The organism is Heliomicrobium sulfidophilum, assembly GCF_057715735.1.
Genome location: NZ_JBVTZZ010000005.1, coordinates 1,168,179 through 1,193,693 on the forward strand (window position 1 = coordinate 1,168,179; position 25,515 = coordinate 1,193,693).

General features: G+C 51.4%; 27 protein-coding genes. 3 read left to right on the plus strand and 24 right to left on the minus strand.

Going from position 1 to position 25,515, the window contains the following annotated elements:
• Positions 1-44 precede the first annotated feature (44 nt).
• Both AC0CW1_RS11205 and AC0CW1_RS11210 read right to left on the minus strand, forming a co-directional pair.
• Positions 45-1,001 (minus strand): NAD(P)-dependent oxidoreductase, encoded by a 957-nt coding sequence (locus AC0CW1_RS11205; protein WP_488183131.1) that lies wholly within the window; start codon positions 999-1,001, stop codon positions 45-47.
• A gap of 258 nt (positions 1,002-1,259) precedes the next feature.
• The gene (locus AC0CW1_RS11210) at positions 1,260-1,400 is read right to left on the minus strand and encodes a DUF6920 family protein (protein ID WP_488184142.1); all 141 of its coding nucleotides are present in this window, start codon (positions 1,398-1,400) and stop codon (positions 1,260-1,262) included.
• 198 nt (positions 1,401-1,598) lie between these two features.
• Here AC0CW1_RS11210 and nudC point away from each other — a divergent pair, with 198 nt between their 5' ends.
• A complete protein-coding gene (gene nudC / locus AC0CW1_RS11215; protein ID WP_488183132.1) occupies positions 1,599-2,384 on the plus strand; it encodes an NAD(+) diphosphatase in 786 nt (261 codons plus the stop codon).
• Positions 2,385-2,560: 176 nt separating this feature from the next.
• Here the strand turns inward: nudC and AC0CW1_RS11220 are convergent, their stop codons facing one another.
• The 15 genes from AC0CW1_RS11220 to AC0CW1_RS11290 all read right to left on the minus strand — a co-directional run bounded on the left by AC0CW1_RS11220 (position 2,561) and on the right by AC0CW1_RS11290 (position 15,892).
• Positions 2,561-3,790 carry an LL-diaminopimelate aminotransferase gene (locus tag AC0CW1_RS11220; protein WP_488183133.1) on the minus strand — a complete coding sequence of 410 codons (1,230 nt, stop codon included), beginning with the start codon at positions 3,788-3,790 and terminating at the stop codon, positions 2,561-2,563.
• Between the two features lie 139 nt (positions 3,791-3,929).
• Positions 3,930-5,000, minus strand: a complete 1,071-nt coding sequence (locus AC0CW1_RS11225; protein ID WP_488183134.1) for an alpha/beta hydrolase — start codon at positions 4,998-5,000, stop codon at positions 3,930-3,932.
• 117 nt (positions 5,001-5,117) lie between these two features.
• Positions 5,118-5,732 carry a TetR/AcrR family transcriptional regulator gene (locus AC0CW1_RS11230; RefSeq protein WP_488183135.1) on the minus strand — a complete coding sequence of 205 codons (615 nt, stop codon included), beginning with the start codon at positions 5,730-5,732 and terminating at the stop codon, positions 5,118-5,120.
• A 201-nt stretch (positions 5,733-5,933) separates the two neighbouring features.
• A complete protein-coding gene (locus AC0CW1_RS11235) occupies positions 5,934-7,664 on the minus strand; it encodes an ATP-binding protein (RefSeq protein ID WP_488183136.1) in 1,731 nt (576 codons plus the stop codon).
• A gap of 6 nt (positions 7,665-7,670) precedes the next feature.
• Complete coding sequence (locus tag AC0CW1_RS11240) at positions 7,671-8,774, minus strand: SIR2 family protein (protein WP_488183137.1); 1,104 nt, start codon at positions 8,772-8,774, stop codon at positions 7,671-7,673.
• Between the two features lie 426 nt (positions 8,775-9,200).
• Complete coding sequence (locus AC0CW1_RS11245; protein WP_488183138.1) at positions 9,201-9,881, minus strand: hypothetical protein; 681 nt, start codon at positions 9,879-9,881, stop codon at positions 9,201-9,203.
• Entirely contained in the window at positions 9,871-10,383 is a 513-nt protein-coding gene (locus AC0CW1_RS11250) for a hypothetical protein (protein ID WP_488183139.1), read from the minus strand. Before AC0CW1_RS11250 ends, AC0CW1_RS11245 begins: the two co-directional genes overlap by 11 nt.
• A gap of 285 nt (positions 10,384-10,668) precedes the next feature.
• Positions 10,669-11,415: a GGDEF domain-containing protein gene (locus tag AC0CW1_RS11255; protein ID WP_488183140.1), complete on the minus strand. Its 747-nt coding sequence runs from the start codon at positions 11,413-11,415 to the stop codon at positions 10,669-10,671.
• 424 nt (positions 11,416-11,839) lie between these two features.
• On the minus strand, positions 11,840-12,184 hold the full coding sequence (locus tag AC0CW1_RS11260) for an L-2-amino-thiazoline-4-carboxylic acid hydrolase (protein ID WP_488183141.1): 345 nt from the start codon (positions 12,182-12,184) through the stop codon (positions 11,840-11,842).
• Complete coding sequence (locus tag AC0CW1_RS11265; RefSeq protein ID WP_488183142.1) at positions 12,181-12,333, minus strand: hypothetical protein; 153 nt, start codon at positions 12,331-12,333, stop codon at positions 12,181-12,183. The genes AC0CW1_RS11260 and AC0CW1_RS11265 overlap by 4 nt, the downstream gene beginning before the upstream one ends.
• 101 nt (positions 12,334-12,434) lie before the next feature.
• Positions 12,435-13,247, minus strand: a complete 813-nt coding sequence (locus AC0CW1_RS11270; protein WP_488183143.1) for a nitroreductase family protein — start codon at positions 13,245-13,247, stop codon at positions 12,435-12,437.
• A gap of 46 nt (positions 13,248-13,293) precedes the next feature.
• A complete protein-coding gene (locus AC0CW1_RS11275; protein ID WP_488183144.1) occupies positions 13,294-14,388 on the minus strand; it encodes an NADH:flavin oxidoreductase in 1,095 nt (364 codons plus the stop codon).
• A gap of 21 nt (positions 14,389-14,409) precedes the next feature.
• A complete protein-coding gene (locus AC0CW1_RS11280; protein ID WP_488183145.1) occupies positions 14,410-14,853 on the minus strand; it encodes a MarR family winged helix-turn-helix transcriptional regulator in 444 nt (147 codons plus the stop codon).
• Positions 14,854-15,050: 197 nt separating this feature from the next.
• Positions 15,051-15,548: a LysR substrate-binding domain-containing protein gene (locus AC0CW1_RS11285; RefSeq protein ID WP_488183146.1), complete on the minus strand. Its 498-nt coding sequence runs from the start codon at positions 15,546-15,548 to the stop codon at positions 15,051-15,053.
• A 233-nt stretch (positions 15,549-15,781) separates the two neighbouring features.
• On the minus strand, positions 15,782-15,892 hold the full coding sequence (locus AC0CW1_RS11290; protein WP_488183147.1) for a helix-turn-helix domain-containing protein: 111 nt from the start codon (positions 15,890-15,892) through the stop codon (positions 15,782-15,784).
• A gap of 185 nt (positions 15,893-16,077) precedes the next feature.
• Between AC0CW1_RS11290 and AC0CW1_RS11295 the strand changes: the two genes are divergently transcribed.
• Together AC0CW1_RS11295 and AC0CW1_RS11300 are read left to right on the plus strand one after the other, a co-directional pair.
• Positions 16,078-16,815 carry an MFS transporter gene (locus tag AC0CW1_RS11295; RefSeq protein ID WP_488183148.1) on the plus strand — a complete coding sequence of 246 codons (738 nt, stop codon included), beginning with the start codon at positions 16,078-16,080 and terminating at the stop codon, positions 16,813-16,815.
• 44 nt (positions 16,816-16,859) lie between these two features.
• Positions 16,860-17,222, plus strand: coding sequence for a hypothetical protein (locus AC0CW1_RS11300; protein WP_488183149.1), 363 nt, complete (start codon positions 16,860-16,862; stop codon positions 17,220-17,222).
• A 207-nt stretch (positions 17,223-17,429) separates the two neighbouring features.
• Here AC0CW1_RS11300 and AC0CW1_RS11305 read toward each other — a convergent pair whose 3' ends face one another.
• The 7 genes from AC0CW1_RS11305 to AC0CW1_RS11335 form a co-directional block, all read right to left on the minus strand.
• A complete protein-coding gene (locus AC0CW1_RS11305; RefSeq protein ID WP_488184143.1) occupies positions 17,430-17,708 on the minus strand; it encodes a transposase in 279 nt (92 codons plus the stop codon).
• A gap of 103 nt (positions 17,709-17,811) precedes the next feature.
• Positions 17,812-18,066, minus strand: a complete 255-nt coding sequence (locus AC0CW1_RS11310; protein ID WP_488184144.1) for a DUF6809 family protein — start codon at positions 18,064-18,066, stop codon at positions 17,812-17,814.
• Between the two features lie 117 nt (positions 18,067-18,183).
• Positions 18,184-20,958, minus strand: coding sequence for a DEAD/DEAH box helicase (locus AC0CW1_RS11315; RefSeq protein ID WP_488183150.1), 2,775 nt, complete (start codon positions 20,956-20,958; stop codon positions 18,184-18,186).
• A gap of 2 nt (positions 20,959-20,960) precedes the next feature.
• Complete coding sequence (locus tag AC0CW1_RS11320; protein WP_488183151.1) at positions 20,961-23,165, minus strand: site-specific DNA-methyltransferase; 2,205 nt, start codon at positions 23,163-23,165, stop codon at positions 20,961-20,963.
• A 12-nt stretch (positions 23,166-23,177) separates the two neighbouring features.
• Positions 23,178-23,522, minus strand: a complete 345-nt coding sequence (locus AC0CW1_RS11325; protein WP_488183152.1) for a hypothetical protein — start codon at positions 23,520-23,522, stop codon at positions 23,178-23,180.
• 290 nt (positions 23,523-23,812) lie between these two features.
• The gene (locus AC0CW1_RS11330) at positions 23,813-24,961 is read right to left on the minus strand and encodes an IS1634 family transposase (protein WP_488183153.1); all 1,149 of its coding nucleotides are present in this window, start codon (positions 24,959-24,961) and stop codon (positions 23,813-23,815) included.
• Positions 24,961-25,461, minus strand: a complete 501-nt coding sequence (locus AC0CW1_RS11335) for a DUF4277 domain-containing protein (protein ID WP_488183154.1) — start codon at positions 25,459-25,461, stop codon at positions 24,961-24,963. Before AC0CW1_RS11335 ends, AC0CW1_RS11330 begins: the two co-directional genes overlap by 1 nt.
• Positions 25,462-25,515 lie beyond the last annotated feature (54 nt).

The following is a 25,515-nucleotide window of genomic DNA, read 5'->3' on the forward strand; positions in this document are numbered from 1 at the left end:
TTTTTACTGCAAAGGCGGCTCCCTACATTCTTCTGCTCCTTTTTCTAACTTACTACGTTCACAGGCGCCCCTTTTAGATACGCCTCAATATTGCCGGCCATCAGCTTGAACAGCCGTTGCCGTGACTCCAGGCGCTGCCAGCCGATGTGGGGTGTAAGGACCACATTGTCCAGTGTAAACAAGGGGCTGTCCGGGGACAGGGGTTCCACTTCGTGCACATCCAGGGCGGCGCCGGCGATTTTGCCCTGCTGCAAGGCCTCGACCAAGTCGATCTCCTTGACAAGGGGACCGCGGGAGGTGTTGACGAGATAGGCCGTGGGCTTCATCAGGTTCAGGCGCTCTTTGTTGATCAAGTGCCGCGTTTCCGGCGTCAGGGGGCAATGGAGGGTAACGAAATCGCTCTGCCGGAGCAGATCCTCCAGGCTGGCCGATTGGATGCTGGCGTTCCCCCAGTCCCTCGGCATGGGGTCATAGACGAGGACATGCATCCCCAGCGCGACGGCGACCTTCATCGCTTCCCGGCCGATGGCGCCACCGCCGATGACACCGAGGGTCTTGCCATTGACCTCGAAGTGGGGGACCGTCAAGTAGTCCGTAAAGTTGACGTAATTTTTCTGGCTGAGCATGATCTGCTGGCGTGACAGGGAGGAACTGTGGTTGAGGATAAAGGTGATCGCCAAGTGGGCGACGCCTTCCGTGCTGTAGCCAGGAACGTTGCAGACGGTGATACCCTTTTCCCGAGCGGCGGCGAGGTCGATGTTGTTAAAACCGGTGCCAGCTTCACAGATCAGTTTGACCGACGGGGGGAACTGTTCAATGAGATCCCTTCCCACGGGCAGTTCTTTGGTGATGGCGATGTCCTGGCCTTGCAGCCGCTCGATGATCTCGGCCGGCGTGCTGCTATCATAGGTGGTGACGGTGGTCAGCGCAGCGATGGGGGACAGGTCGATCTTGTGGTCATAGTTCAGTTTCGCCAGGTTGAGGATGACGGTCTTTTTCATAGTAACCTCCCTGATGAAATTGTGAATGCTATTTTTAGTATAAAACCGGCGAAAGGGGCTGTCAATTTTTCCGGCAGCCCGCTGCTGGTGATAATCTTCCCTTCGGCAACTCGATTATCCCCTGGCGGGGGAAGAACCGTCGCTGTGCCATTGGCGTAGCATCCGGGCGTCCGGGCGGCTCATGGACGACAGGGGCGCAGTTGCTGGGCGCGCACCGTTGCTGTAGCCAAGATCCTTGACTGCCGAATAAGGACAATTTTATGGATACATCTCAGTCGTGTTGTATTCCAGTTCAGTGATCTCGTTCTGAAACCACTCAAAATCGCCATTGTTCAGCTTCCACGTCACCACTGACTTGTTCGGGATCCGGACCCCTAGCCACAAAAGAGGGTGTCCCATCAACACAACAGGAGACTCTCCGAATCATGCGTAACGAAAACGATCTTTTTGACCTTAGAGGCGGCCTTGTCGGAGATGACCGTGGCCGACGTTGTCAGGGCATCGACCAACAGGTCGAGCTAGGGAGATGCACTGTTTTGCTACGGATTATGTTACTATGACATATGATAGCATCAATTCGACGAAGGCGGCGATAAGATGAAACGCCCTTGCTGGTTTGTCTTTTGCAACAATACGCTTCTCATCAAAGAGGCGGAAGATAACGTCAAATTCCCTACACAGGCGGATATTCACGCCATGCAGGGGAAACTGACTGGTGTCACTCCGATCGGTTTGGTCAACCGGGATGATTGTTACGTAGCCACACTCGGCGCTGCCGAGCCGCCGGCTGGCTTTTCCTTGATCGACCTGCGGCGGCTCTATGGGCGTGTTGTGGACAAGCTTTTCTGGCTGGCCATACGGGCGCTCCATATCTCGACGTGGTTGAAGAAAAATCAGTTTTGCAGCTGTTGCGGACGTCGCCTGCAGATGGCCGCCCATGAACTGGCCTTGCAGTGCGAGAACTGCGGTCATCTCGTCTATCCCCGGATCTCGCCGGCCATCATCGTCGCTGTCACCCGGGGCGATCAACTCCTGCTGGCGCGCCCCAAGCGGATTCCCGCCGTCAGTTGGCACACGGTGATCGCCGGGTTCGTCGAGCCGGGGGAGACGCTGGAGGACTGTGTCCGGCGGGAGGTCAAAGAAGAGGTCGGCGTCGATGTCGACCATATCCGATACTTCGGCAGCCAGCCCTGGCCCTTTCCCGATTCGCTCATGATCGGCTTTACAGCGCGGTACGTCTCCGGTGAGATCACCATCGACCCGGATGAGATCATGGAGGCCGGCTGGTTCTCCGTCGACGACCTGCCGCCGCTGCCAGCGAGTTTTAGCATCGCCAAGCGGTTGATCGACTGGTTTGTGGCGACGCAACGTGGGCTTCATTGATTCAAAACGGAAAAAGCGACAAGAGGATGCCTCAGCGTCCCCCTGTCGCTTTCTGTCTTTTCTATGGTTGATTGTTTGACTCATGCTGTCGCAGATGAATATCCCTAACGTCCGAACCAGTTTACATTTAAACGCGCGGCTTATATCCGGGCGTGGGTTTATATCCGGGCGTTGACTTACATCCTCGTCCGGATCCGCTCCAGCGCCTTGATGGTGTTTTCCCGGGTGCCGAAGGCGGTCAATCGGAAGTAGCCTTCGCCGCTGGCGCCGAAGCCGGCGCCGGGCGTGCCGACCACGTTGGCCACGCTGATCAGCTTGTCGAAGAAGTCCCAGGAACTCATGTTGTCGGGGGTCTTCAGCCAGATGTAGGGGGCGTTGACGCCGCCGAAGACCTTGTAGCCGGCCTCGATCAGGCCTTCGCGGATGAGCCGGGCGTTTTCCATGTAGTACTGGATGCTCTCCTTGACCTGCTGTTTGCCGGCTTCCGTATAGACGGCCGCCGCCGCCGCCTGGACGGGATAGGAGACGCCATTGAACTTGGTCGACTGCCGGCGCAGCCAGAGGCCGTTGAGGCTGTACGCTTTCCCTGTGCTGTCATAGGCCATGACCTCTTTGGGCACGACGGTGAAGGCGCAGCGGTTGCCGGTGAAGCCGGCCGTTTTGGAGAAGCTGCGGAACTCGACGGCCACCTCGCGGGCGCCTTCGATCTCATAGATGCTGCGGGGGACGTTCTCTTCCTGGATGAAGGCCTCATAGGCGGCGTCATAGAGGATGATCGACTTGTTTTCCCGGGCGTAGTCGACCCACTGCTTCAGTTCCTCTTTCGTCATGGTCATGCCGGTAGGGTTGTTGGGGAAGCAGAGGTAGATCATGTCCACCCGCGTCTTCGGCAGCTCGGGCTTCATGCCGTTCGCTTCCGTGCAGGGCAGGTAGACGATGTCGTCGAACTGGCCCTTTTCGTTGTAGACGCCGGAGCGGCCGGCCATGACATTGCTGTCCACATAGACAGGATAGACGGGGTCGGTGACGGCGATGATGTTGCCGAGGCCCAGGATCTCCTGGAAGTTGGCTGTGTCACACTTGGAACCGTCGCTGACAAAAACCTCGTCCATGCCGATGTTAACGCCGCGGGGTTTGTAGTCGTTCTCGATGATCTGTTGAATCAGGAAATCATAGCCCTGCTCCGGGCCGTAGCCCCGGAAGGTTTCGGCGCGGCCCATCTCGTCAACCGCTTTTTTCATGGCCTCGACGACAGCCGGCACAAGGGGACGCGTCACATCGCCGATGCCCAGACGGATGATGTCGGCCTCGGGGTTGTCCTTTTTGAACTGATTGACCCTCCGGCCGATTTCGGAAAACAGATAGCTTCCGGGAAGCTTAAGATAATTCTCATTCACCAACGCCATGGTTATGTTCAATCCTTTCTTATACGTACGTTTTCTGTTTATTATATCGTTGCCAGATCTTATTTTTCAACCCTGCCTCGGGTTGACTTGCCATCTCCTTCGTTATTATGCGCCTTAGCCATGAGACGATTCTCTGGCCTCAATGATGCAGATGCTTTTTGATAAAGCCAATAATCTCATCCATGGCTTGCCGCGCTTCCGGGATAAAGGAAGGCAAGAAGGGATAGCAATGGACCATTCCCTCCCCCACCCGCAAGGAAACATCGACGCCGGCCGTTTCCGCCTTTTTCGCGAAGGCGACAGCATCGTCGAACAGTTCATCGTCTTCCCCGGCGTTGAGGAACAGGGGCGGGAGCCCCCGCAGGTCCCCATAGAGCGGCGATATCCAGGGCAGGCGCGGGTCCTTGTCGCCGACATAATATTTGCTGAAGACCGTCCACGAGTTCAACGGGGCCAAGGAAACCTCGTTTTTCGTCCGGTAGGAATCGCCGGTGCAGGCCAAATCGGCCCAAGGAGAGATGGCCACGGCTGCTGCGGGAAGGGGCACCCTCAGGTCGCGGAGGGCGAGCAACAGAGCCAAGGTTAAACCGCCGCCGGCTGATTCGCCGGAGACGACGATGTTGGAGGGTGAGAATCCCTGGGCCAACAGCCAACGATAGACCTCCACCGAGTCGTCAATGGCAGCGGGATAGGGATGTTCAGGCGCTAACCGGTACTCATAGAGCAATGCCGTCACCCCGCTGCTCTGGGCAACCTTGGCGACAATGGCTCGGTGATCGCTGCAAGAGCCGGACACGTAACCGCCGCCGTGGACGTAGAGGATGAGCTTCTCATCTGCCATGTTTGTCGTGGCATTTCCATTTACATTTTCCGGTTTACTCCACTGTCCGATTACCTGTCCGAAAGCCGATCCGTTGACAGAGCCTTTGGCCGCTTCCTTGGCCGATCCCTTGGTCAGTCCGAAGGCCGATTCAGTGGCCAAGCCGGTGGCTGGCCGAATCCATTCTGCCGGTATGCCCTTGATGTCAAAAGGCGTTACCTCGACCCCGTCAGGAAGCTTTCCGAGCAACCGGGCGCCCTTTTCGCAGTCTTCGCGAAACTGGGCGATCGAGGTGTTGAAGTCAAAGGCAGCTCTCCGCTTGCGTTGAAACCGCAAGAGATGACGGTGCTGCAATACAAAACGAAACAGGCGGGCCTGGACGCTTGGCATCTGATGATCCTCCACTTTTGTTTGGACTCGTTCTTCTTTGACGCGTTGGTGTGAGAGGTTTTCTTACCCCAACAGCCACCGTTGTCGTTACACTACGGTATGGCTGATGACGTTTTTCTAGGCTCTTACTCCCTTGATGAACAGATCGACGCACCGCGCGATGCCCTTATCGGCGGAAAAGTTCTCCGGCTCCAGGTAGCACTGTTTCACGACTTCGACAAAGGCAAACTCCAGGAGATCGCCGAGCACGTATAGAGGCAGGTCGTCCCGGATCTCGCCCTCCCGCTGTCCCAATTGAATGATCTCCATAGCCACCAGGAAAAAGCCGCTTTTCTCACTGTCGTTCTGCTTGAAGGAGACCATGTTCCGCATCCGGTAGACGATGTACTTTTCGAAAAACTCTTTGTTCGCCGACACGCCTTCGATCAGTTCATGAAAGATCACGGTCATGCGGGTTCGCGTGTCGGGCAGTTCCCGCAAGCGCTGCACCCGCTCGTCGTTTTTATCGCGAAAAGTCCGCTTGATGTGTTCGTCGATGATCGCTTCCTTTACCGGGAAGTAATTATAGAGGGTGCCTTTGGCGATATCGACCTCTCGGGCGATCTGCTCCATTGTCGTCCCGTCATAGCCCTGCTGCTTGATCAGCCGCAGGGTTACGGCGATGATCTTCTTTTTCGTCTCTTCCTTTTTTCGTTCCATCCGCCCTGGGGTGACTGACTCGTTGGGGGTCAAGTTCATCACATCCTTGAACTCGCAATTGAACAATTTGCCTTTCGCACATATTCGAACATCGTCTATTTTTATTCGTCGTTCAAATATTAGCACGACCATTTCGGTTATACAACTCAAAATCACCTGAAAACCAAAAACCCATCAAATGTCGCGAAAGTGACACTTGATGGGCTGGGTTTATGCCATCATGTTTCTTTCCTGTTAGCGCCTCCTTTGACGGCGGATATTCTCCACAATTCTCAGGAAGTCAAGGTTATCGGTCTCTTGCTGCCACTCCGTCCAGAAGTCGATCGTTGCGCTTCGTGGTTTTTCTTCCGGTATGTTAATTCTGATCCGGCTCGGCAACAACACAGCGTCTCCGACGACAAGAGCCTCACCGGTGTCCAAAATGGGGAGGACATCAAGTAAACTTTCCAGGCTTTCCGGCATCAGTTTTTTCACCGTCATCTGGTCCTCGGCATTGGTAAGACGCAAGGAAATGACATTATTGCACTGGCTCAACACGGTAGGACTCACGTCAGAAGGCCGCTGGCTGACGATGAGCAAGGCGACGCCGTACTTCCGGCCTTCCTTGGCGATTCTTTCGAATGTCTCGATGGCCCGTCGTTCCACTGGGTTTTGCCCATCTTTTCTCGGGAGATAGAGATGGGCTTCATCACAGACCAAAGCCAACGGACGCCTATGCGCATAGTCTGTCCAGAACTGAACCTGATAGATGATCCGGGCGACAAGACCGATGATCACCGGTAAAATGTCGGAAGGCACATCGGAAAAGTCGATCACCTTCACCGGGGAGCCCGGTGGTTTATGGGACATCAACTTTTCCATCGTCCGTGCCATTGCCTCGTACTCGTTCTCTGATTCAGGTGCCTGGAACAAGAAGCCGTACCGCTTATCGCTTCGCTTACTCCGAATCCTTGTCAACAACCGGCTAAACTGCCCAAAAAACGTTCCTTGTTTCAGGCCACGGGCGCCTTGTTCCATTTTCTCATTCTCATCTCTCAGTTGAGCGACAACCTGATCGAGGGAAAAAGGGATCGGACTATCCAAAGTAAACGCTGCTAACACTTCCTGCTTATCGAGGGCAGCCAACGTAGCCTTTTTCTGGTCTATCACCGCATCTTGGAACGCCATCACTTGATTGTGGGCGCTAAATTCCGATCGATCCACAAACATGGCTTGCATCTCTTCCGCATTGAGCAGCCAGTACGGCAAATAGAGCAATTCATCGGAGACTTGGCCAAGATCCTCCGGTCCAGGTATCCGCAGATGACTCGCATAACTCAACTCACGATACTCACCGTGCAGATCAAAGACAATCAGATTAGCCGACGGTAGTCTTGCCGCCTGTTCCATCAGCGCGGCCGCGCTCCAGGACTTTCCCGAACCGGTGCTTCCCAGCAGCGCAGCATGCCGTTGAAACAGCTTATTGCCATCCACATAGGCGGTTGCCCTTTCATCGAGCGTATACTTGCCAAAAGCCAATGAATGCTCCTGCTCCCCTGCTGCGGAAAGCAATCGCATAAAGTTCTCTAACTGCCTGTCCGCTAGCACATTACACTCGGCGTCGATCTCCGGGACTTTTGTCAATGAGCGAGAGAAGGTATGCCGGCCCTGTTCGGGCGCCCATCTCACAGTGCCAACCAAGACAACGCGGACGGTATTTTCCACCATCTCTTCCCGTTCGTCAGCATAATCGCCAGCGCCCTCCGTCGCCTTATCCTTGGAGGGTTCCAGTCGGGCAATCGACTTTACGACCCTGTCAATCATTCCGATCAACCACGTCTCGGCCGCGCCTGCCAGACGCAAGGCAGCCAACTGGCCTACATGGGCTTTTCGCAGGTCCTCTTCATTGTTGACATGGACGATCACCTTGCGGGTATCCACTTCACGAACCCTGCCAAGCAGGTGGGACAGATCAAAGGTGAACACGTCCCATCACCCTCCTAAAATTTCTTTCGTAAAACAGCTTGCATCCCACAGCGGTGTATCATCAATCAACAGGTCCCGTTCGTAACGCCGGTTGGAGATGCGTGCGCCTTGGTTCGTCTCGTCAGGATGCTTGCATACCAGCCAGAGGTTTTCGCACTCATTCAAAAGGTCTTCTATCCGGTCATTACTGCCACGCGTGATGATGACACCGGCGCTTTGTTGCGCTTTTAACTTCCGTTGGAGCTCCGCGTTCGTCAGTTGGTTGTCATTAAATCCAAACCCAATAAAGAGAAAGGCATTGTGATTTTCAACGGCCCTGTCATATTCGCCGAGCAGCGTATTGCGCAGTTGGTGCAATTCCTCGTATTTTTCTGAGCCTGGCGTGATCATGACCCGATCGAAGGGCGGAGAAGTCTCATAGGTCCAGGCGTTATTTTGGACGATTGCATCATCGATGTTGAAGGTGTTTAAGGAGCCATGCACCTTGTACAGCCGGATATGCTTTTTATCCATCCACGTCGTTCTGTAGCTTCGACCGATTTTTCTACGTTCCGGATACTTCATGCACTGCTCCGCCTGCTTCCAGTCCAATTGCGGGCAGAGCCCCCCGCAAAAACCGGCGGTATAAGGGATGGCTTCTTTTGTCAAGGCGCATTCCGCGAGCAAGTCATAATTCGTAGTCGCCACATGCAAAACTGGATCCGCACCCGGCAGACCGTTCACCATGCGTTTTATCAACCGGGCAGCCGGCCACTCTTTTTCTCCGGAGAGTATCTTGGGGCCGAACTCCCGGTCCAAACGCCCGACAAAACAGGCGGTGCTGTCGGTTATCCAGCGACGTAATTGTTTGTCCTGTATCTTGTTCATCGCAGATTCCAGGTCAGAATTTGCCTTTAATTGCGCCTGCACGGCATCCCATTGCGCCTTCTGTTCATCATTTAATGGCAGTTTGGGGATCTCAAGGGAAAGATGCTTATTTAACGCCCCCATACCGAAATCAAGATGAATCGCGCAAGACGTTCCCGTTCCGAACAGCACCAAGGGCTTTTTTTGTTGAAAAAAGTCATGTAACGCCTTGTAGGCGATCTCTCGCGTCAATATCTGACTCACGTTCACAGCCTCCGTTAGATGTTTGATGCCGGTTATTCAAGCACTTCCGAGGCCTTGCAGGTAACGACCTGTCCGCTGATGTCGGCCGAGTGGGCGAGCTCGTCTCGGACGAAGTGATAAAGCGCACGAATGCGTTCAATTTCAAAGGGACTCCCAGATATAACGTGTTTAGCCGTCTCTTGGACAGTTGCATTATTATAATCGATTATTTCAGAAGGAGCCAGGAAGGCTTCTAAATCTAAAGTCTCTAAAATCAATCCCGTCGCTCACCTCCGAAGCCACTTGCGCAACAACCAGTTTATTGTATATTTATTATACTTCGTTTTTGATAAAACAACAAAACATGTTCTACATAAAAAAGGAGACCGCCTGAACAAGGCGCCCCCTTTCGTTGATACAAAAGAAAATCCATTGATAACCGATACGCTATATGACATTACTAGAAAACTCAGTGATAAAGCCTCTAAAATTTTGAAGTCGTGCTTGACGAGCTGCGGGTGATAAATTTCCGCAAAATATAAATCCATGTTGCCTAATCATCGTTGGAACCGAACCTCTATCCGCTAGGTTTGTAGCCATAAGTCTCATTGACTTTATGGGATTTCGTAAATCCTTAACAAGACCCAAAAACTGCCTGCCGATATTTTTTCCGAGTAAACTGTTATAACATTTACACTCTATGATGAGTGGAGCTTTAGCCGAATTAACATTACTGCCCTGCGGCTTTCTTCTTACTCTTTCCGCTTCTTCTTGTTCAACCAGCGTTACATCTGCTTCATGATTTACACCGGATACTCCGACGACTTCAATTCCAACATGAAGCTCATATTTTCTTTCTTCATAAGCAAACAGTAAATAACTGTAATCTCGATGCGTTGACCATATTTTGCCGGGAGAACATCTAAATACAAACCGAGGTGGGTTTACCTGCCCCCTTATATTCTTATGAGTAACTGTCCAGCCATCTGTGATCAGCGCATCCGCAACAAGTGTAAAAATATATGCTTCGTATAAATTATCCTCACTTTCATTCGCAAACCATCTATTCGGAGAGTTCGGAATGCAATTAAGTAAGTTAACAACTTCCCTCCTCAAATCATTTATCACTGACTACACCCCTTAACAAGCTTTCTTCTACTAACAAACCATTTTCTTTAGCTATAAAATAAATTTTTTCAAGTACTTTCCTGACCTGTTCACTGAATGAATAGGCGTTTCGAAAGTCCTGTAAACTCATCTCTTCCACATCAATATAGGTCTCTTGTCCTGAGAAAACTATTCTTTGTTCTGAAATCCCCATATTGCGGTTAAAAAAGTTGCTGACTTCAATAGCCATTTTAAATGGCTCCACAAAACCATAATATAATATAACTAACGTATCAGTAACCAACCGTTTTATCGGATTACTAAAGTCCTCACCAATACCTTTCATATTAAAGCGCAATTTAATATCACGTGAATTTACATTTTCCATTTCCGCTATGCTATCTTTGTATTGCCTAATGCAGCGGTTCATACTATTCGATATTGTGTCGTAACCCTTTTCTTGAAGTCCCTCAACAACTACTCTAATAATGTCTACTAGTTCTTCTTCGACATGCCTATGCAACATAATGCCTCCCGTAATTTTAACGCCCTTAAGAAGTTTCTTATGAGAATAGCGTAATAGCTAACATCTTAAAATAGGATATTTTACGTTTATATTTTAGCAAATCTGTTTTCTAATGACAACAATCCAAATCTCCCAAATCTCCAATACTTTTTCTGTTTTATTCCGTCAAAATTGGTATGATCTTCAAAGATATTGCTTAATATAATTCTAAAGCCTCAACCTAAATACAAGGTTGAGGCCCTTATAAGCACTATAAAAAAGAGACTACCGAGAATGTTTCGTTTATCCGGCAACGAACACCCGGTTGCGCCCGCTCTGTTTCCCCCTGTACAGCGCCTGATCGGCCCTGTGCAGGACATCATCGATGCTGTCAGCGTGACCAGCGAAGGAGACGCCAAAGGTAATGCTCATGGAGACGGGACAGCCGCTCCAGCGAAATTCATGGTCCGCCACGGCGGCGCGCATGCGTTCGGCCACCGCCATCGCACCCGCGAGATCCGTCTCGGGCAACAGGCACAAAAACTCTTCGCCGCCCCACCGGGCGACAGTGTCATCGGGCCGCACCACGTGGCGGAGTTGTTCGGCCACGGCGCGCAACAACATGTCGCCGGCGTTGTGGCCGTATCCGTCGTTGATCTGCTTAAAATGGTCGATGTCGCCGATGATCAGGGAGAAACCTCGGCCTGTCCGGCGGTACTTGTCCAGTTCCACATGCATCTTTTCGGTCATATCGCGCCGGTTGACCAGGCCGGTGAGCATATCGGTTCGCGCATTGCGGTCCAGTTCTTCGTTCATCTTGCGGAGAATGCCGTTGAGCATCTCCTGGGCGTCTTTGGCAAAGCGCAACTCCCGATTGGCCCGTTCCAGATCGCGAGTCCGTTCAGCCACTCTGGCTTCCAACTCGGCGTTCATCCGGAGCATGTCGGCTTCCGCCTGTCTTCGCTGCATCTGGTTGGAGAGCAGGGTTTGCAGGGCAACGATGATGACGGCTGCGATGACCTGCCAGCGATGGGGCGATTCTGGATGCAATGTTGGGGGGGATGCTGCCGCCGGGGCACAAGCAGGCATGAGCAAACTAAGGACGCATGCGATTACGATCGCCAGCAGTGCGATCATATATACGCCAAATTGCGACCGTTGTTGCTGCCAAACTCCGGATGCTTCCGCTGCTTTTCTCATGCTTGCTCCCGCACAGAGCGCCTGTGCTTGCTGTCTACATCGTGTTGCGCATGAACCGGCTGCACCAGCCTTATGGCATCACTATTTCTCTTTTGCGGTCGCAAAACCCTGTTTATCGGGTTCTTGTTTGACTTCAATTTGCAGTAATTTGAACAATTAACAAACATGTCATTTGCTTCACGTGTGCTAGTTGTATCACGGTGTGATTGTTTTGCCCGGGGTGATGGCCTTCGGGAAGGTACTGTGCCTGCTTCTGTATCTGGAGCTTCGAAATTTACGGCTTTACTTTCGTCCTGCAAATCATCTCGCAGCAGTCATCGCCATCGAGCGTATTTTTCAGATGGACGTAATCGCTGTTCTCGTGAAAGGCGCTGTATTTGGCCTGATCGACCGAACAATAGATCCGGCCGAGCTTCTCGGCGCCCTTGCGCTTCCAATGGGCGGCGAAGGGACAGTAGTTCACCCGGATGTGGGACGGATCGGTTTGCGATAACTTTTCTACTGCCCAGCCGAAAGCGGGCAGATCAGGCGCTTTGGTGTAACTAGCCGGTTCATCGGCAACGCCGAGGGCCAACACTGTTTCCCGGTGCTGCCTGCCCCGCTCCTGTCCGTAATTCATACGGCCCGGCGAAGGATCTCCTCGCCCTGCTCTTCTCCGACCGCCGCGATAATCTCCTTGCCTATATGCAGGTAGAGCGCCGCCATCATGTCGGCCATTTTTCGCACCTGGGTTTGCGCCTCTTCCAGGGAGACGACCTTTTCCTCCATGATGCAATCACCTCGAAACAGTATGAATGATGTCGCGGATAAGAAGCTGAACGCCGCTTCTGCCAATCAGGAAAGTTTACCGAATTACCCCAGATGATCGCTTATCCTTCATGCGTATAGAAGGTAACATCCAAGGGGTCTCGGTCTACGAGCCTGTGATAGCGGTATTTCGGATACCCTGCCATCACCGCGCCGGTGATCTTCTTGCCTTTCGGAATACGGAACAACTCCAACAGCGGAGAATCATCGCTGAGCGCGCAGGACTCGAAGACACCGGCCCAACAGGTCCCTAAGCCGAGCGTGGGCGCGTAGAGTTCGAGATAGGCCAGGGAAAAAAGCGAATTCTCCCGGCCCCTCGGATGATCGCTGTTCGCGGTCGTCAGAATCAAAACCGGCGCGCCGCGCAGGATCGCATCGATGCCTGCTTCGCGATAGGATTTGATATATCCGGCGGCTCTTTGGCGCAGCGACGCATCGGCTTCCAACCATTTGACGACGCATTCCACCGCCTCTTGCAGGATCTCCCTATCGTCGACAATCACATAGGATAGGCCTTGCCGGTTCATGGCGGTGGGCGCAAAGCGAGCGATGTCGACCAGCTTGATGAGATCTTCACGCGGCACCGGCTTTTGGAGATAATTGCGGATCGAACGGCGTGACCGGAGAAAACGCTCCGCTTCCGCTGCGCTGATCTTCGAAAAAGGGGTGGCGTCTATCTGGCCGGCGAGGGGTGTCTTCGCATGGTCCAGGGCTTCGTTCGGACAGACGGCCACACAGTGGCCACAACGAATGCACGCTTGCGGCGCCACGGCTTCCGGGCCTGTTTGTCCCATAGAGAGAACAAATGTGGGACACTCTTTGGCGCAAATGCCACAGTTCGTACATCTTTCTGGTTGGACCGTGATCAACACCATCGGGAATCCCCCCTGCGTGAAGCGCTTTCGCGCTTTATCGAGATCGTCACGATAGGCCTTTCTTCTTCCGATGAAACACGCAGACCGTTCCCCCGCGACGGAAGCATTTGTTGCAAGAAATGCATTGTGGGCTTGTCACATCACCGCTCTGCCAACGGTTCACCAGGTTGTTTTCCCGGATCAGCGGCCGGCAAAGGGATATGTATTCGATGGCGGTTTGATTGATCAGATCCGTCAGCGCGGCAGCATTTCGGTTGCCTCCCACCAGAATCACCGGAACATCGACTTCTTGGGCGACTTGCGCCGCGTAGTGCCGAAAGTATGATTCTTGTTCTGCCGTGATCGTCCTCACGGCCCCCTCATTCGGCCGCGATGAACCCAGACCTCCGCTGATTTCGATGGCGTCGATCCCCAATTCGGCCAGCCTGTTGCAGACATACCGGCATTCCGAAAAGGTCATCCCTTGGTCCATAAAATCGTCACAGTTGATTTTGATGAGAATCGGGTACTCGGGGCCAACCTTCTTTCGAATGGCCTGATACGTCTCAATGAGCATCCTGGCCCTGTTCTCGATGTCGCCGCCGTAGCCGTCGGTCCTGCGGTTGTAATAGGGCGTCAGGAATTTACTGAGCAGATAGCCGTGGGCGCCATGGAGTTGGACGCCGTCAAAACCCGCCTGTTTTGCCCGGAGCGCCGCATCGGCAAAGGCTGTTTGGGCGAGTCGAATGTCTTCGATGCTCATCTCCTGTGGAGTCGTCTTATAGAACAGATCTTCCACAGCGCTCGGCCCCCACATGACCTTGCCTTGGGCAGGCAAAGTCTGAGACCCCATGCAAGCGATTTGCAGGATGATCTTCGCATCGTACCGGTGGACCGTTTCCGTAAGCGGTTGATAGTCATCGATAAATGAATCGTCATAGATGCCCATTTGTCCCGACATCGGCTGTTCCAGGTCGCTGACATAGGCAAGCCCCGTGATCATGGCGCCGACCCCGCCTTTCGCCAGATTTTCATAAATCTGAAGGAGCGCGTCGGTCATGTGCCCGCTTTCGCCGGCGACGCCATCGTACGTGGCCGACCGGATGAAGCGATTTTTCAGTTGCATGCCCGCCAGTGTCGTTGGATCAAACAATGATTTCATGGTGATCCTCTCCTTTTTTCTTCACGGAGCAAGGGCCTCTAACTTTGACAGCAGTTCTGTCAGCGTAGCAAGCTCCTCTTCCCCCATGTATTCTTTGATCGACGCTTGCGCCTCCTCCCATAGCGCCCACGCCTTCCCGAGCGCCTCCTTCCCTGTTGCGGTGAGCGTGACCACTCGGGTGCGCGAGTCTTTGCCGGGGTTGACGGAGATGAGTCCGGCATCCGCCAACGGTTTCATATTGCGGTTTAAAGTGGTGCGGTCAATCCGCATCGTTTTGGCCAGTTCGCTCATGGTCACCGGTTTTTGTTGATCCAGATTTCGCAGAAGCGCCATCTGAGCCACCGTGAGATCGCTCGGCTTTAAAACCTCATCATAGAACTGGGTGACTGCCCGAGCAGCCCGGCGGACGTTCATGCAGTTACACAGGCTCGGGGGGTGAGGATAGATGTTTCGAATCGGCGTCATGATGAGTATCGCCCTTCCGGCTTGGCATATTTGTGTATATACACTTATTAGTGTGCCATCCGCCCTCCCCATTCGTCAACGCCTATGCCGCGTGTTGTTGGTGAGGAAACCCTCAAAGAACGGCACTACTCGGACGACGAACTTTTTATTCACAAGATTTTGCTTCCTCGAAAATCATATGAACAAACCGATTTAGCCTATCTATGGCCGATGCTTTTGACAGGATCAGGGTTTTTCGGCGTTAGTTGATAACACACCCTCGGCGGCGGCGGATCGGAAAGCCTCTGAACGACAAATACATCCTTCTGAGCACATGCGTTTGCGATCGTTCTGGGAACAATCGCCCATTGGCGCGCATCCCACATCAGCGAAAAGATCAGCGCGGCTGCATCGACTTGTATGCAAGACGGGCTGCTGGCATCCCACCACCGGTCGTGCCACATTTGGTAGGATGGCCCCCAGTCGAAATAAATCTGCTGTTGGCCGTTTAATTCGAGCGGTGAAACAATATCCGCCGATGTTCTTTCTTCTCCTCGGAGCCGAACGACCACCATCTCGTCCAAATATAAGGGCTCAACGACGATGCCGGGTGCCACCCTCTCAATCTTTACAAAGGCCACATCAATTTCTTTGCGCTCCATACTTTCGTAGGATTCCATCGTATGTTGCGTACAAATCAACGAATGGAGGGGCATTGTTGGCTGAAGATCTGATAAAGCGGTGGCAATACATACACATTCAAACTGTCTGCTGCGCCGATCGTAAGGCGAATCTGCGGGCCTGTGGACTGTAACAGGGTAATTTCTCTTTTTAGCAGATTCCACCGTTCGGCTAAGGAAACAAAGCTTTCTCCAAAAGGGGTCAAGCTGATCGTCGGTACGCCTTTCCTACGTTCGATCAGCGTTGCGCTCAATTCTCGCTCTAAACCCTACAAAAGATAACTTACCGTCGATTGTGACAGATGAAGCAGTTCCGCTGCCTTGGTCAGGCTTCGCGTTCGGATAATCGCCAGGAATGCCTCGATGCCCAATGCGTCCATGTGTTGCCCCTTCAAATATAGAACTTTTCGATATTGTATCACGAAGTTATGCGTTTTACATGGCGCGATTCGATAGATTACGCTTGGCGGGAAAGGAGCGGATGGCCTATCCACCTCGTTGATTCCGAAATGAAACCGATCATCGTCATCGCCCTGCTGACCGCCGTTTGCCTGATCGGCAACTCATGTTATACATTGTCCTCCCGACCCATTGGCAAGAGGCTGGGCTTAGCTCCTTATGGGAAGTCGGCGTTCTCTTATCCGTCAATCGCTTGAGCCGATTGCCCTTGAATCCATTTGTCGGTTGGCTATACAAAAAAATCAGCACCCGACAAGGGGTGCTTCTCGCCGCTGCGTTGGCGTTTGCTACGAAATTATCCTATGGGCTTGTAAAAGGCTTTCTCCCTTTGCTTCTGATCCGGTGCGTCTGGGGCTTCGCATGGACCTTCCTACGATTGGGCCCCTATGTAGTCATTGTCGATTGTTCCACGGATTCGAACCAAGGCCATTGCATGGGGATGTTCAACGGATTATATCGCTTGGGCAGTCTCGTCGGCATGCTCGCTGGCGGGTTTGTTGCCGACTGTTTCGGTTTATCCTTGACAGCCTTACTCTTTGGCGCGATCACGTTATTGTCCATTCCGGCCGCTCTGCTCTGGGTTCCCACTTCCACGGAAAAGCAAACAAGCAGAGAGGAAAAGACTACGAACAAATCGGTGCTGTGGAAAAATCGAATCATCCTTCGGGCCTTACTCACTGGAATGCTGGTGGCCATGATCTTTCAAGGCATGTTCACGGCAACCCTGAGTTATCTGGTGCAAGTGCGTAATTCCGCCATCATCAATATTGCTGGTTTTACCCTTGGGCTGCATCCCTCACAGGAATTCTACAAGCCATACGGTGGGGCTGGGAGCCCTGGTTAGCTCCGTGGGTTGGGAAAATATCGGATGGGCGTTATGGCCGAAGAATGGTGCTCATCGTATCACTGTTGCTAACGAGTTGTATATTTGCCCTACTCCCTCTTGATGTCCCGATCATACCGTGGCTGCTGATTGTCATCGGTATCCAACTGGCAGCGACCGCACTAACCACGATTACGGATGCGATCGCTTCAGACGCAGCCTCAACTTCCTCGAAACTCCTCGTGCTGACCGCTTATTCGATTGCCATTGATTTCGGCGCAGCAACCGGGCCGTTTCTCGGTTATCTGCTTAATACATTTGTACAAGCTTATGCGGCTTATTGCGGAGCGGTATTCGTGTTGATGCTGCTGACATTAGCTTGGATTGGGCCGGGTAAAGCCATAAATATAGTTTATCTGAAAACATAATGTGGACTGTATTACTTGTTGCAAAAAATAACATATTCACGCTCAGAGATGCAGTTCTAAATATTGGTTTTATTCACTATTAAGGAGACTGAAAGAATATGGGCGTACGCCCGGAGAAAAAGCACTCGGACGAATTTGGCAGGCATGCCTTATACCCGTTTTCAAAGTCCCCTAAAGTTTCACCAATGAATTTATACGTACCTATGGCTAAGCAATGCAAATTTGAGCTTTTTGCTTGAGCATAACCGCGAAAAGTAAACCACTGCCAAAACGCCTACTCCTCGAAGATCGGGACTTTTTCGCCCAGTATTTTTTTAATCGGCCGTTTTCAGACTCAAGTTGAATAAATTCTTCTTGGGAAGGAACATAGGCGGATATTCTTTTAGCATCTTTTGGGGCTTCTTGCCATGATTTATGTTTTGACTGCTGCATCCAACGATAGAGCATGTTCACATGAATTTCATGGCGACGGGCACCATGAACAATATTTCCGCATTCCTACGCTTCTCGCACAGCCTGTTCTTTGAACTCTTCTGAATACCGCTTCCTTGTTATTTCCTATACCCACCGCAGTTATTAGTTTAACTTATTATGGGATGGGACTTAAATGCTTTAACACGGCTAAGTAGTGCGAACGCCATGATTTCATTAATGCCATCGACTCCGATGCGCAGTCTCTAAACTTTTCGAAGGTCTCTTTCTGCGCTTCTGTCAGTGTTGTAATCAGGTTGTCCCTGTTCTGATTGAGTAGCTTCAGTAGTTGTACGTATTCACTGCCTCTCCTAATGCTGCGATCACTGGGATTGATGTTGCCGTAGTATAGCTCCTCGACTGTACTTAACATATCTGACACTGGGGCACAGCACCAGAATACGTCGCGGATATCCAGCTAGAGGCGAAGTTTTAGCAATTAAGTAACAAAGTCCCGACAGACGGATCTATACCACCTGTCGGGACCTTGTTACATGAAGAATTCGTAAGCATCGAAAATCTGATCCAGTTCATCGTTGGAGATAGCATGCAGCACTTTTTCACGGACAAGCCCTTTGGAAAGATCCAGTCTCTTGAATCTGGTTTTGCCTGTGAGATCCTTGCCGGTACGAATCAACTGAATTCTGCCGATTCTTGGCTCCGCTTCTGCATACTTTGCAAATCCCTTAGCCTTACCTAGATTATCTTTGAAATCAGGATTATGGGGCTCAAGAATGTCGATCACATAATTCAATGCCGGATCTGCTCTGACAATCAGAAAGTCGGGATAGGTCGCTTTGATTTCGCCACCAATCTCGTAGGGAATACACAACGACCATTTTTCTCTGGGTGGGTTACGTAGCCAACACACAAAATCCGCTTGCTGCGTTTCCTCAGCCAGGACGCCTTCTTCCCAGCCGTTCAGCTTGATTGTGGCAATGCCGTCTTTATCTGCAAACAAATGGTTTTCATATTCTTTGCCTCCGCTTTCCATTCGGACACTGATGGTCTCTGGGAGGGCAAAATTGTGCTTACTGACCACATCGCCATCCGCAATAATATCGCTGTACTGCTTTTTGCACTTTTCGGACTTGTTGACTACATATTTGCGATACTGGTCGTTCAGGCTGTGGAACTTCTTTTCAGCATATCGGTTCAAGGTTGCGATACAGTCATCGTCCGCTGCAAACAATATGCAATCCACCTTAAAAGCGGCAGGGTCGTTAGGGTCAAAATACTTCCGTCCATAAATATTCGGGAAACCATAATTGCCTAGCTTCGCATCTGCTACCCGTAGCTGCCGGTCAAGGTCACCTTCAGATGCGTTAAACAAGTCGTGTACAATCCCGTTGTCCAGCGCCTCTCCGAACACATCGAAGATGCGGACAGACAATTTGAATGAAAGTACCTGTTCGGCAAGCTCGTCATATTTTCCCGTGTTGCGCAGCTGTTCAACATAGTTGCGAATCATATCCGACACGTCGTTTTTGATTTCGTCATTGGCTCCGGCATGGATGTTGGTCTGCGTAAGCAGCGCGGTCAGACTTAACAGGGATTTCAGATAGCTGTTGATTTTAACAGAGCGCACCTGATAGGTCAGCAATCCCTGTTCATTGATGAATTTAGTGATTGCCTCCCTGTCCAAATAGAAGCCGGGAATCGTAATCTGAACAACGGGGTTCGGGACAGGCTCCGTTGCCGTTGGACTTTCTGGCACCGAGAGCGTTGGCTCTGCCTGTAGCTGCATCGGCCATGAGACAGCCTGCGGTCCTGCAGTTGTTTCGGCTGTATTCTGGGCCGGTTGTTCCGTCGATGCTGCCTCGTGCGATATGGCAATCTCCATCTGCCCAGGTATTGGCGTTTCCTCCCTTCTCCTGATAGTACGCACCGTCCACGGTACATAAATTGGCTGCTCCAGGGATTCGCCCTCGACATCGATGGGAATGTCGCCGCCTTCGGCATCACGGAAATCCTTAATGACCTTTTCAACGGTATCCTTGTTGAAGTACGGCAGAAACAGCCGCACATCATTCAAATAATCATCCACAAGGATATGACACTGCAGCGGAGTTCGCACCATTCTGCCGAGAAGCTGTGCGATATAAGTCTCGTCATTTGCAGGGCGGAAAGATATCATAGCCTCCGCACGGGGACAATCCCAGCCAGTAGAAAGATTCTCCTTAAATAGTACGATTCGAATGCGCTTGTCATCTGTAATCTCTGATGGGTCCACATGATGCACCAGCAGGCCGTTGACCGAAATTGTAGAGGTAGAGCCGAAGGTATGTACCACCTCGTGCTCTTTGAGCCGTGTGCCGAGCCGTTCTTCGATTTTTGCCAGCACGTCATCCAGGTTTGTATCGGAAATTTTTTTGCCACTACCTGCGCGAACCTGGATCACAAAGATCGGATTTACCTGTGCGTAATGCTGCTCATAGGAATACTGATACCAATGATCACATTTCTTTTTCCATTCGTCTGTGGCGGCCTGTAGTACGGCCATTTCGCTGTTCTTTTCCGGGTCGTCTGGGTATGTGATGACGATTCTGTCCTTCAACAGACCGGATGCGCGGACTTCATTGGATGTTACAATGCATTTCTGTAGGGTCGATGTTGTGTTCCCCACCAGCGTATTGAACCGAGCTGCCGTGGCGCTGATGCCGATGACCACAGGCATGGGGGACAGGCCGTGAGGTTTGCTGCCCTTTAGAAACCGCTGCATGATGGACGTCGCTTTGCCAGCTTCTCGTCCCTGCATACCACGGTGGGCTTCGTCGATGATGAAATAAAGCCTGTCGGATTTCTCCCGGACTGTATTCTCAAGGGTTTCCCATATGGTGTACTGCCGAGAATCGGAATGTTTACCAAGATTTCCTGTGGCGCTGAGCTTCTGTGTGTTTAGGAAAAAGATATGCCCATCCTCCAGCATCTCCATATCAAAGGACTCGTCCTCAATGGTGACGCACTGGTTGAAACGAATCTTGTCGGACTTCAGATCAAACTTCTGCTTTGACTGGTCATTCAGGGCAGGGGAGTCCGACAACCAGACAAAGATGGCCTCTGGCTGCTCCGCATACTGGTCCGTGCCGTAATAGATATCCTCCACCAGCGCAGCCATAATGATGGTCTTACCGGCGCCGGTGGGTGCCTGAAGCGAGACCACCTGTGACGTATGGGTGCGATGATAACTGCCCAGCGCCTCCGCCACTTTCTTACGCAGGTCGGCAACTGCCTTTTTCTGAAACGAAAATAATTCGACTTTCATGGTCAATTCCTCCCCGTGTTGATTCTGAAGTTATCTAGATAGTCCCGATAAAGCTGGTATATATTTGATGCCCGCAGATTCTTTGCCATGGCACAGTAGCCTGCCTCATAGTCGGTGACGATATAAACGGTCTCGATCTCTGGTCGGGCATTGACGGCTGCTTCAAACTCCGGGAAAGCGGCTTCCTCTGTCAGGATGGCAAATTTGTTTTCCGGCATCACCAGCATGATGGGAACGATTTCGTCGTCTGCGCTGGGGCAGGGGCCATGTGCGCCGGCCTTCATCCATAGCGCAGGTAGCATCTCCTTGAATTGTCTACCGAGGGCAACAGAGGTTTTGTCCAGGAAACCAAGTTTGAAGAAAACGGCGTTTGTTTTAAAACCACTGGCCTTTTGGATTTCAGCCAGTTTCGGAACTTTTTGCACTTTCTTCTTAACGTAGATTTTTTTGGAAGTAGGCTTTCCAGTTGATTTTGATACAACAGTGTCTTCCTCGTTCAAGACATAATCTTCGATAAGTACTCCATAGTCGCCCTCAAGAGGTGCACCGGTTATGTCACGCCCCTTGATACTACAAACTGTACGTGGCCATGTAACATAGCGAGCTATTCCAAGGTTGTCCCACTCCGGATCTCCGGGCTTAAAGCCTTGTTCAGAAAGAGTAGTTGCTTCATCCGCAGAGACCTCATTGTTTGTGACCATGATACAACGTCTTCGTCCTCCATCTTCTGCGTTAAGCAAATTAACCGCATGAAGTGTTGTCCCAGACCCTGCAAAAAAGTCAACAATGAGTGCCTCCTTTTTATTGGCGACAAAATATCTAAGTGTATCCCGAACCGCATACAAGGATTTGGGGAAACTAAACTTTCCAGTCCCTATGAAAGATCCAAGGAGAGCAGTTCCATATTGACCAGCATCATGAAGTTTATTTTGCCAAACAGTTGTGGCACGGGTAACTTTCCCCTCCACCTCAACCACAATTTTAGTCCCATCTGGACGCAATCCACGTAAAGCCCAACGACCCTCATGGATTTTGTCTTTATAATTCGCGCTCAAATAACGAAAGACGTATGGTTGGTTTTCGCTCCCCTCAGTTACTCTTACCACACCATCATCAATTAAAGTTTTAAGTGAATCACCAGTCAAACCCCAGTTCATCTCAACGCCATCTTCACGAATTGGAAAAACTGCAGTCGTCCCTTTTATCGAAGGAGCGCTTTTAATGGATTGTTCCGGCGTTAATGGCGATCCGATTTTTACGATTTTCTTTGTGGTGTCATCAACGTATATCGGGTAAAATTGCGCAGATCCACCTTTGACGGTTCCTCTCCTGGAAGAAAAGTCCGTTCTTCTTAGATACCACCAACGAACCTCTTGCTCATCACCTACGCCCTTCGGATGAATCACATGCGCATCGCCAATCAAAACGAAGTAGGCATATTCATCTGCTCTAGAAAAAAGGTTATCCCTCTTCGCACCCGAAGGATTAACGGTGATACTTACCATTTGTATTTTGGCATATGGAAATAATTCTTCAAGCAAGCATCCAAGGTGTAAGTATTCCTTTTCGTCAATCGTAACAATCAGCACCGATTCTTTCGGATTCAGCGGATTCAGTAGTTTTTTCGCAATCTTTAGTCGCTTTTGCATCATAGATAGCCATTTGCTATGTCGGTATGCATCCGTGCTGTCCACATAATCGTTATTGTATTTCCAATCTTTCGCGCCAGTGTTATAAGGCGGATCTATATAAATGCAATCTACTCTCCCGACATAAAGATATTCCAATAACTGCAAGGCATGGTAGTTGTCTGCCTCAATCAGCGTATGCCACAGGTCGCTGTCAGGGGCATTGCAGACCGTGTCTAGAGGTTTAAGATAGGGATAAATCGGCTCGCCGAATTCTGCCACTGTGACTAACTCGGCAACAGGGAGTTCCACTGCGTCACCGTCACCCTTCGGCAAGCAGGTCGCAGTTTCGCCATTGATTTTCAGCACTATATAGGTTTCGCTCACTTTGCCGGTTTTAATGGCAACCGTGCCGCCTTTTTGAACGGGCACATCGTAAAGGGGCGTACATTCCGGCAGATGCTCCTCAAATACTAGTCCGAATTTCTTCTGCTTGCTTAGCTTCTCAACCTCCTGCTCGATTTTGGCGCGGAGAGTAGGGTCCTGAATCTGCATAATCAAATCGTGAATCGCGGCCATAGTAACATCTCCTTAGCTTTGCGCTGCGAGCAGTTGGTTTAGCACCGTACGAACATAGTCCCACTTGTCCGGATTGGATTTAATTAATTCGCCAATGTCCACAGGAATCTCACTTCTTCCTTGCGCTGCTAAATCATAAAGTTTGCTTCGCCGGGAAGGATCAATATCTGTCTTTTCCTCTAGCACCGCAAGCATCCGGTTTTGGAGATCAAGCGGAGGCGGAGCAGCAGTGAGAATGTCATAAAAGTAAGGCTTCTTGATTCCAACCGAATTATAGAATTCTGCCTGCGACATTTGTGCCAGCTTAATCTCGCTTACCAAGTATTCACCAAATGCGGTTTTTTGCCTCTTTTTCACTTGCTCCCACCCCCATAAAGTATGTTTGTATACATACTAACATACTTTATTCTAAAAATTAAGCGTTTTGGTCAAATTCCTCTCAAAAGTTTAAGATGACGCAAAAAAAGACCAGTCATGCAAGCTTTCACTTAGTCGTACCGCACCCCGTCAAGTAGACATTAGTAAAAATAGCTGAACGGCCTTGTTCTTAAATTCTACTGGACTAAGGCCGTTTAAATTTACTTGTAACCCATTTTCGACGCCCCCAAAGTGCTCCGCTAACGAATTTAATTTAAGTTCAATCGCTGCTATAGTTTAGAAATGCAATGTTGAGCTTCCGGCGGAAGCGTAAAACGGGCAAATTCAATCCCGGCTAGAGCGGCTGCGCGTCGCAGTTCCGGAGTGTCAAATCGTCGAGGCATGACACGACGAACGGTGCCATCCGTTTGCTGGTTGATCAGGATAACTACATCGGAGAACAACTGCATAAACGATGCCGCTGTGGGTGATTTGGATAAGCGGTTTCCGGGTAGGCGAATCGGCTTCGTCTCCCGGGCCATGTTTTGGCGAAGCCTGCGTTCTAGTAAGCTGTAGATCAACAAGCCAATGAGAAACACATAGCCGAGGGCCATGATGCGATTCGGTGTTTTCAGCCAGATCTGATCCACCACGGCGGGATCTTTGAGCCAGCGGAATCGGTTTTCGACAGTGATTTGCCCTTTATACCGGCGAAGGATCTCCACGGCATCTTCCGTTGTGTCATTGGTCATAAGGATAAAGGTCTCTTCTCTTCGCTGCGCGGCGTCCAGTCGCGCCTTGTCAATGTCACCTACACTGACACAGACCTGCCACTTGGTCTCATATTCCGGCACGAATCCGGCCGGACGGCGGCCACGTCCACGGGTTGTTTTTTCTTGCTGAATCGCCACCACCTCCGCCGAGAGCGAATGCAATGCCGCGGCATAGGCAGACAGGAACTCAGCCCGCGCGGCCTGCGCGTCCGCTTCACAGGCGTAGAAGTGTTTTTGCAGCTTTGCCGCCGCTTTTGCCAGCGCTTCTTTTTCTCGCTTCGCCTGACGCTCCAGCATGCCCGCCTTTTGGCCAGCGAGAGAACTGGAATGGATGACAAAGAAGCGATAGGTCCGGCCATCCAGTTCGTCGGTCGTTTCCCATAAACGATACGTGGCGGCATCGGGCTTGTCGGAGATGGCGCCGACATTCGTCCAATCGTTTGCCTGCTCTGCCGCATGCTTCAAGGCTTTGGTCAGTTGATACGTTCCCGGAAGGCGCGTGACAAAGAGCATCTGAACATCATGCAGACGCTTCAGGTTCTCCAAGGTCACCAGCGCAGAATCGGCGATATACATGACCTTTTGGCTCACATGGTGCGCGACGAGGCCGGCCAATTCGTCAATCACATCACGGTTCCAGGTCTTGTCGGATTGGTTCCCGTTCATCATTTCCCCGCCACGGGTACTCCTTCTGCGACGACCAGCCCATAGAGGAACTGCTTGAGATCGGGTCGCCCATCTTTGCTGTAGCCATAGGTAATCGACAATTCCCCTTCGCCCTCATAGGCCCCGTACACGCTTTGGGACGTTGTATCAGAGTGGAGATGGCGCAGATCAATGCCGTGGCGGACCACGGAGACAGAGGACACCATATCAAAAACATGCTGCGGATTCGCCTCGTACATCCGATCCAGCAAGAGACCAAAGTGCCGATCATGCAAGGCGTCCAGCGAAAGCGCGCCCGGCCCGAAGATCAAATCCAAATCCGTGTTTTCGTAAAACTTGCGAATCAAGTACAGGGGCGTCCGGGACGCCATCAGATTGACCAGCATGGCCACCATCAAGTCCCCTGGCGTGGCGGACCACTGCTCTTTGTCCCACCGGAGCATATCGTTAACGATTTCGCGGATCCCGAGTTCTCGACAGTACTCCGCGAAGATCGGCATTCCTCCTACCTAAAGCACATCCACGGTATCCGAAGTGGTGACGTGATCCATCGG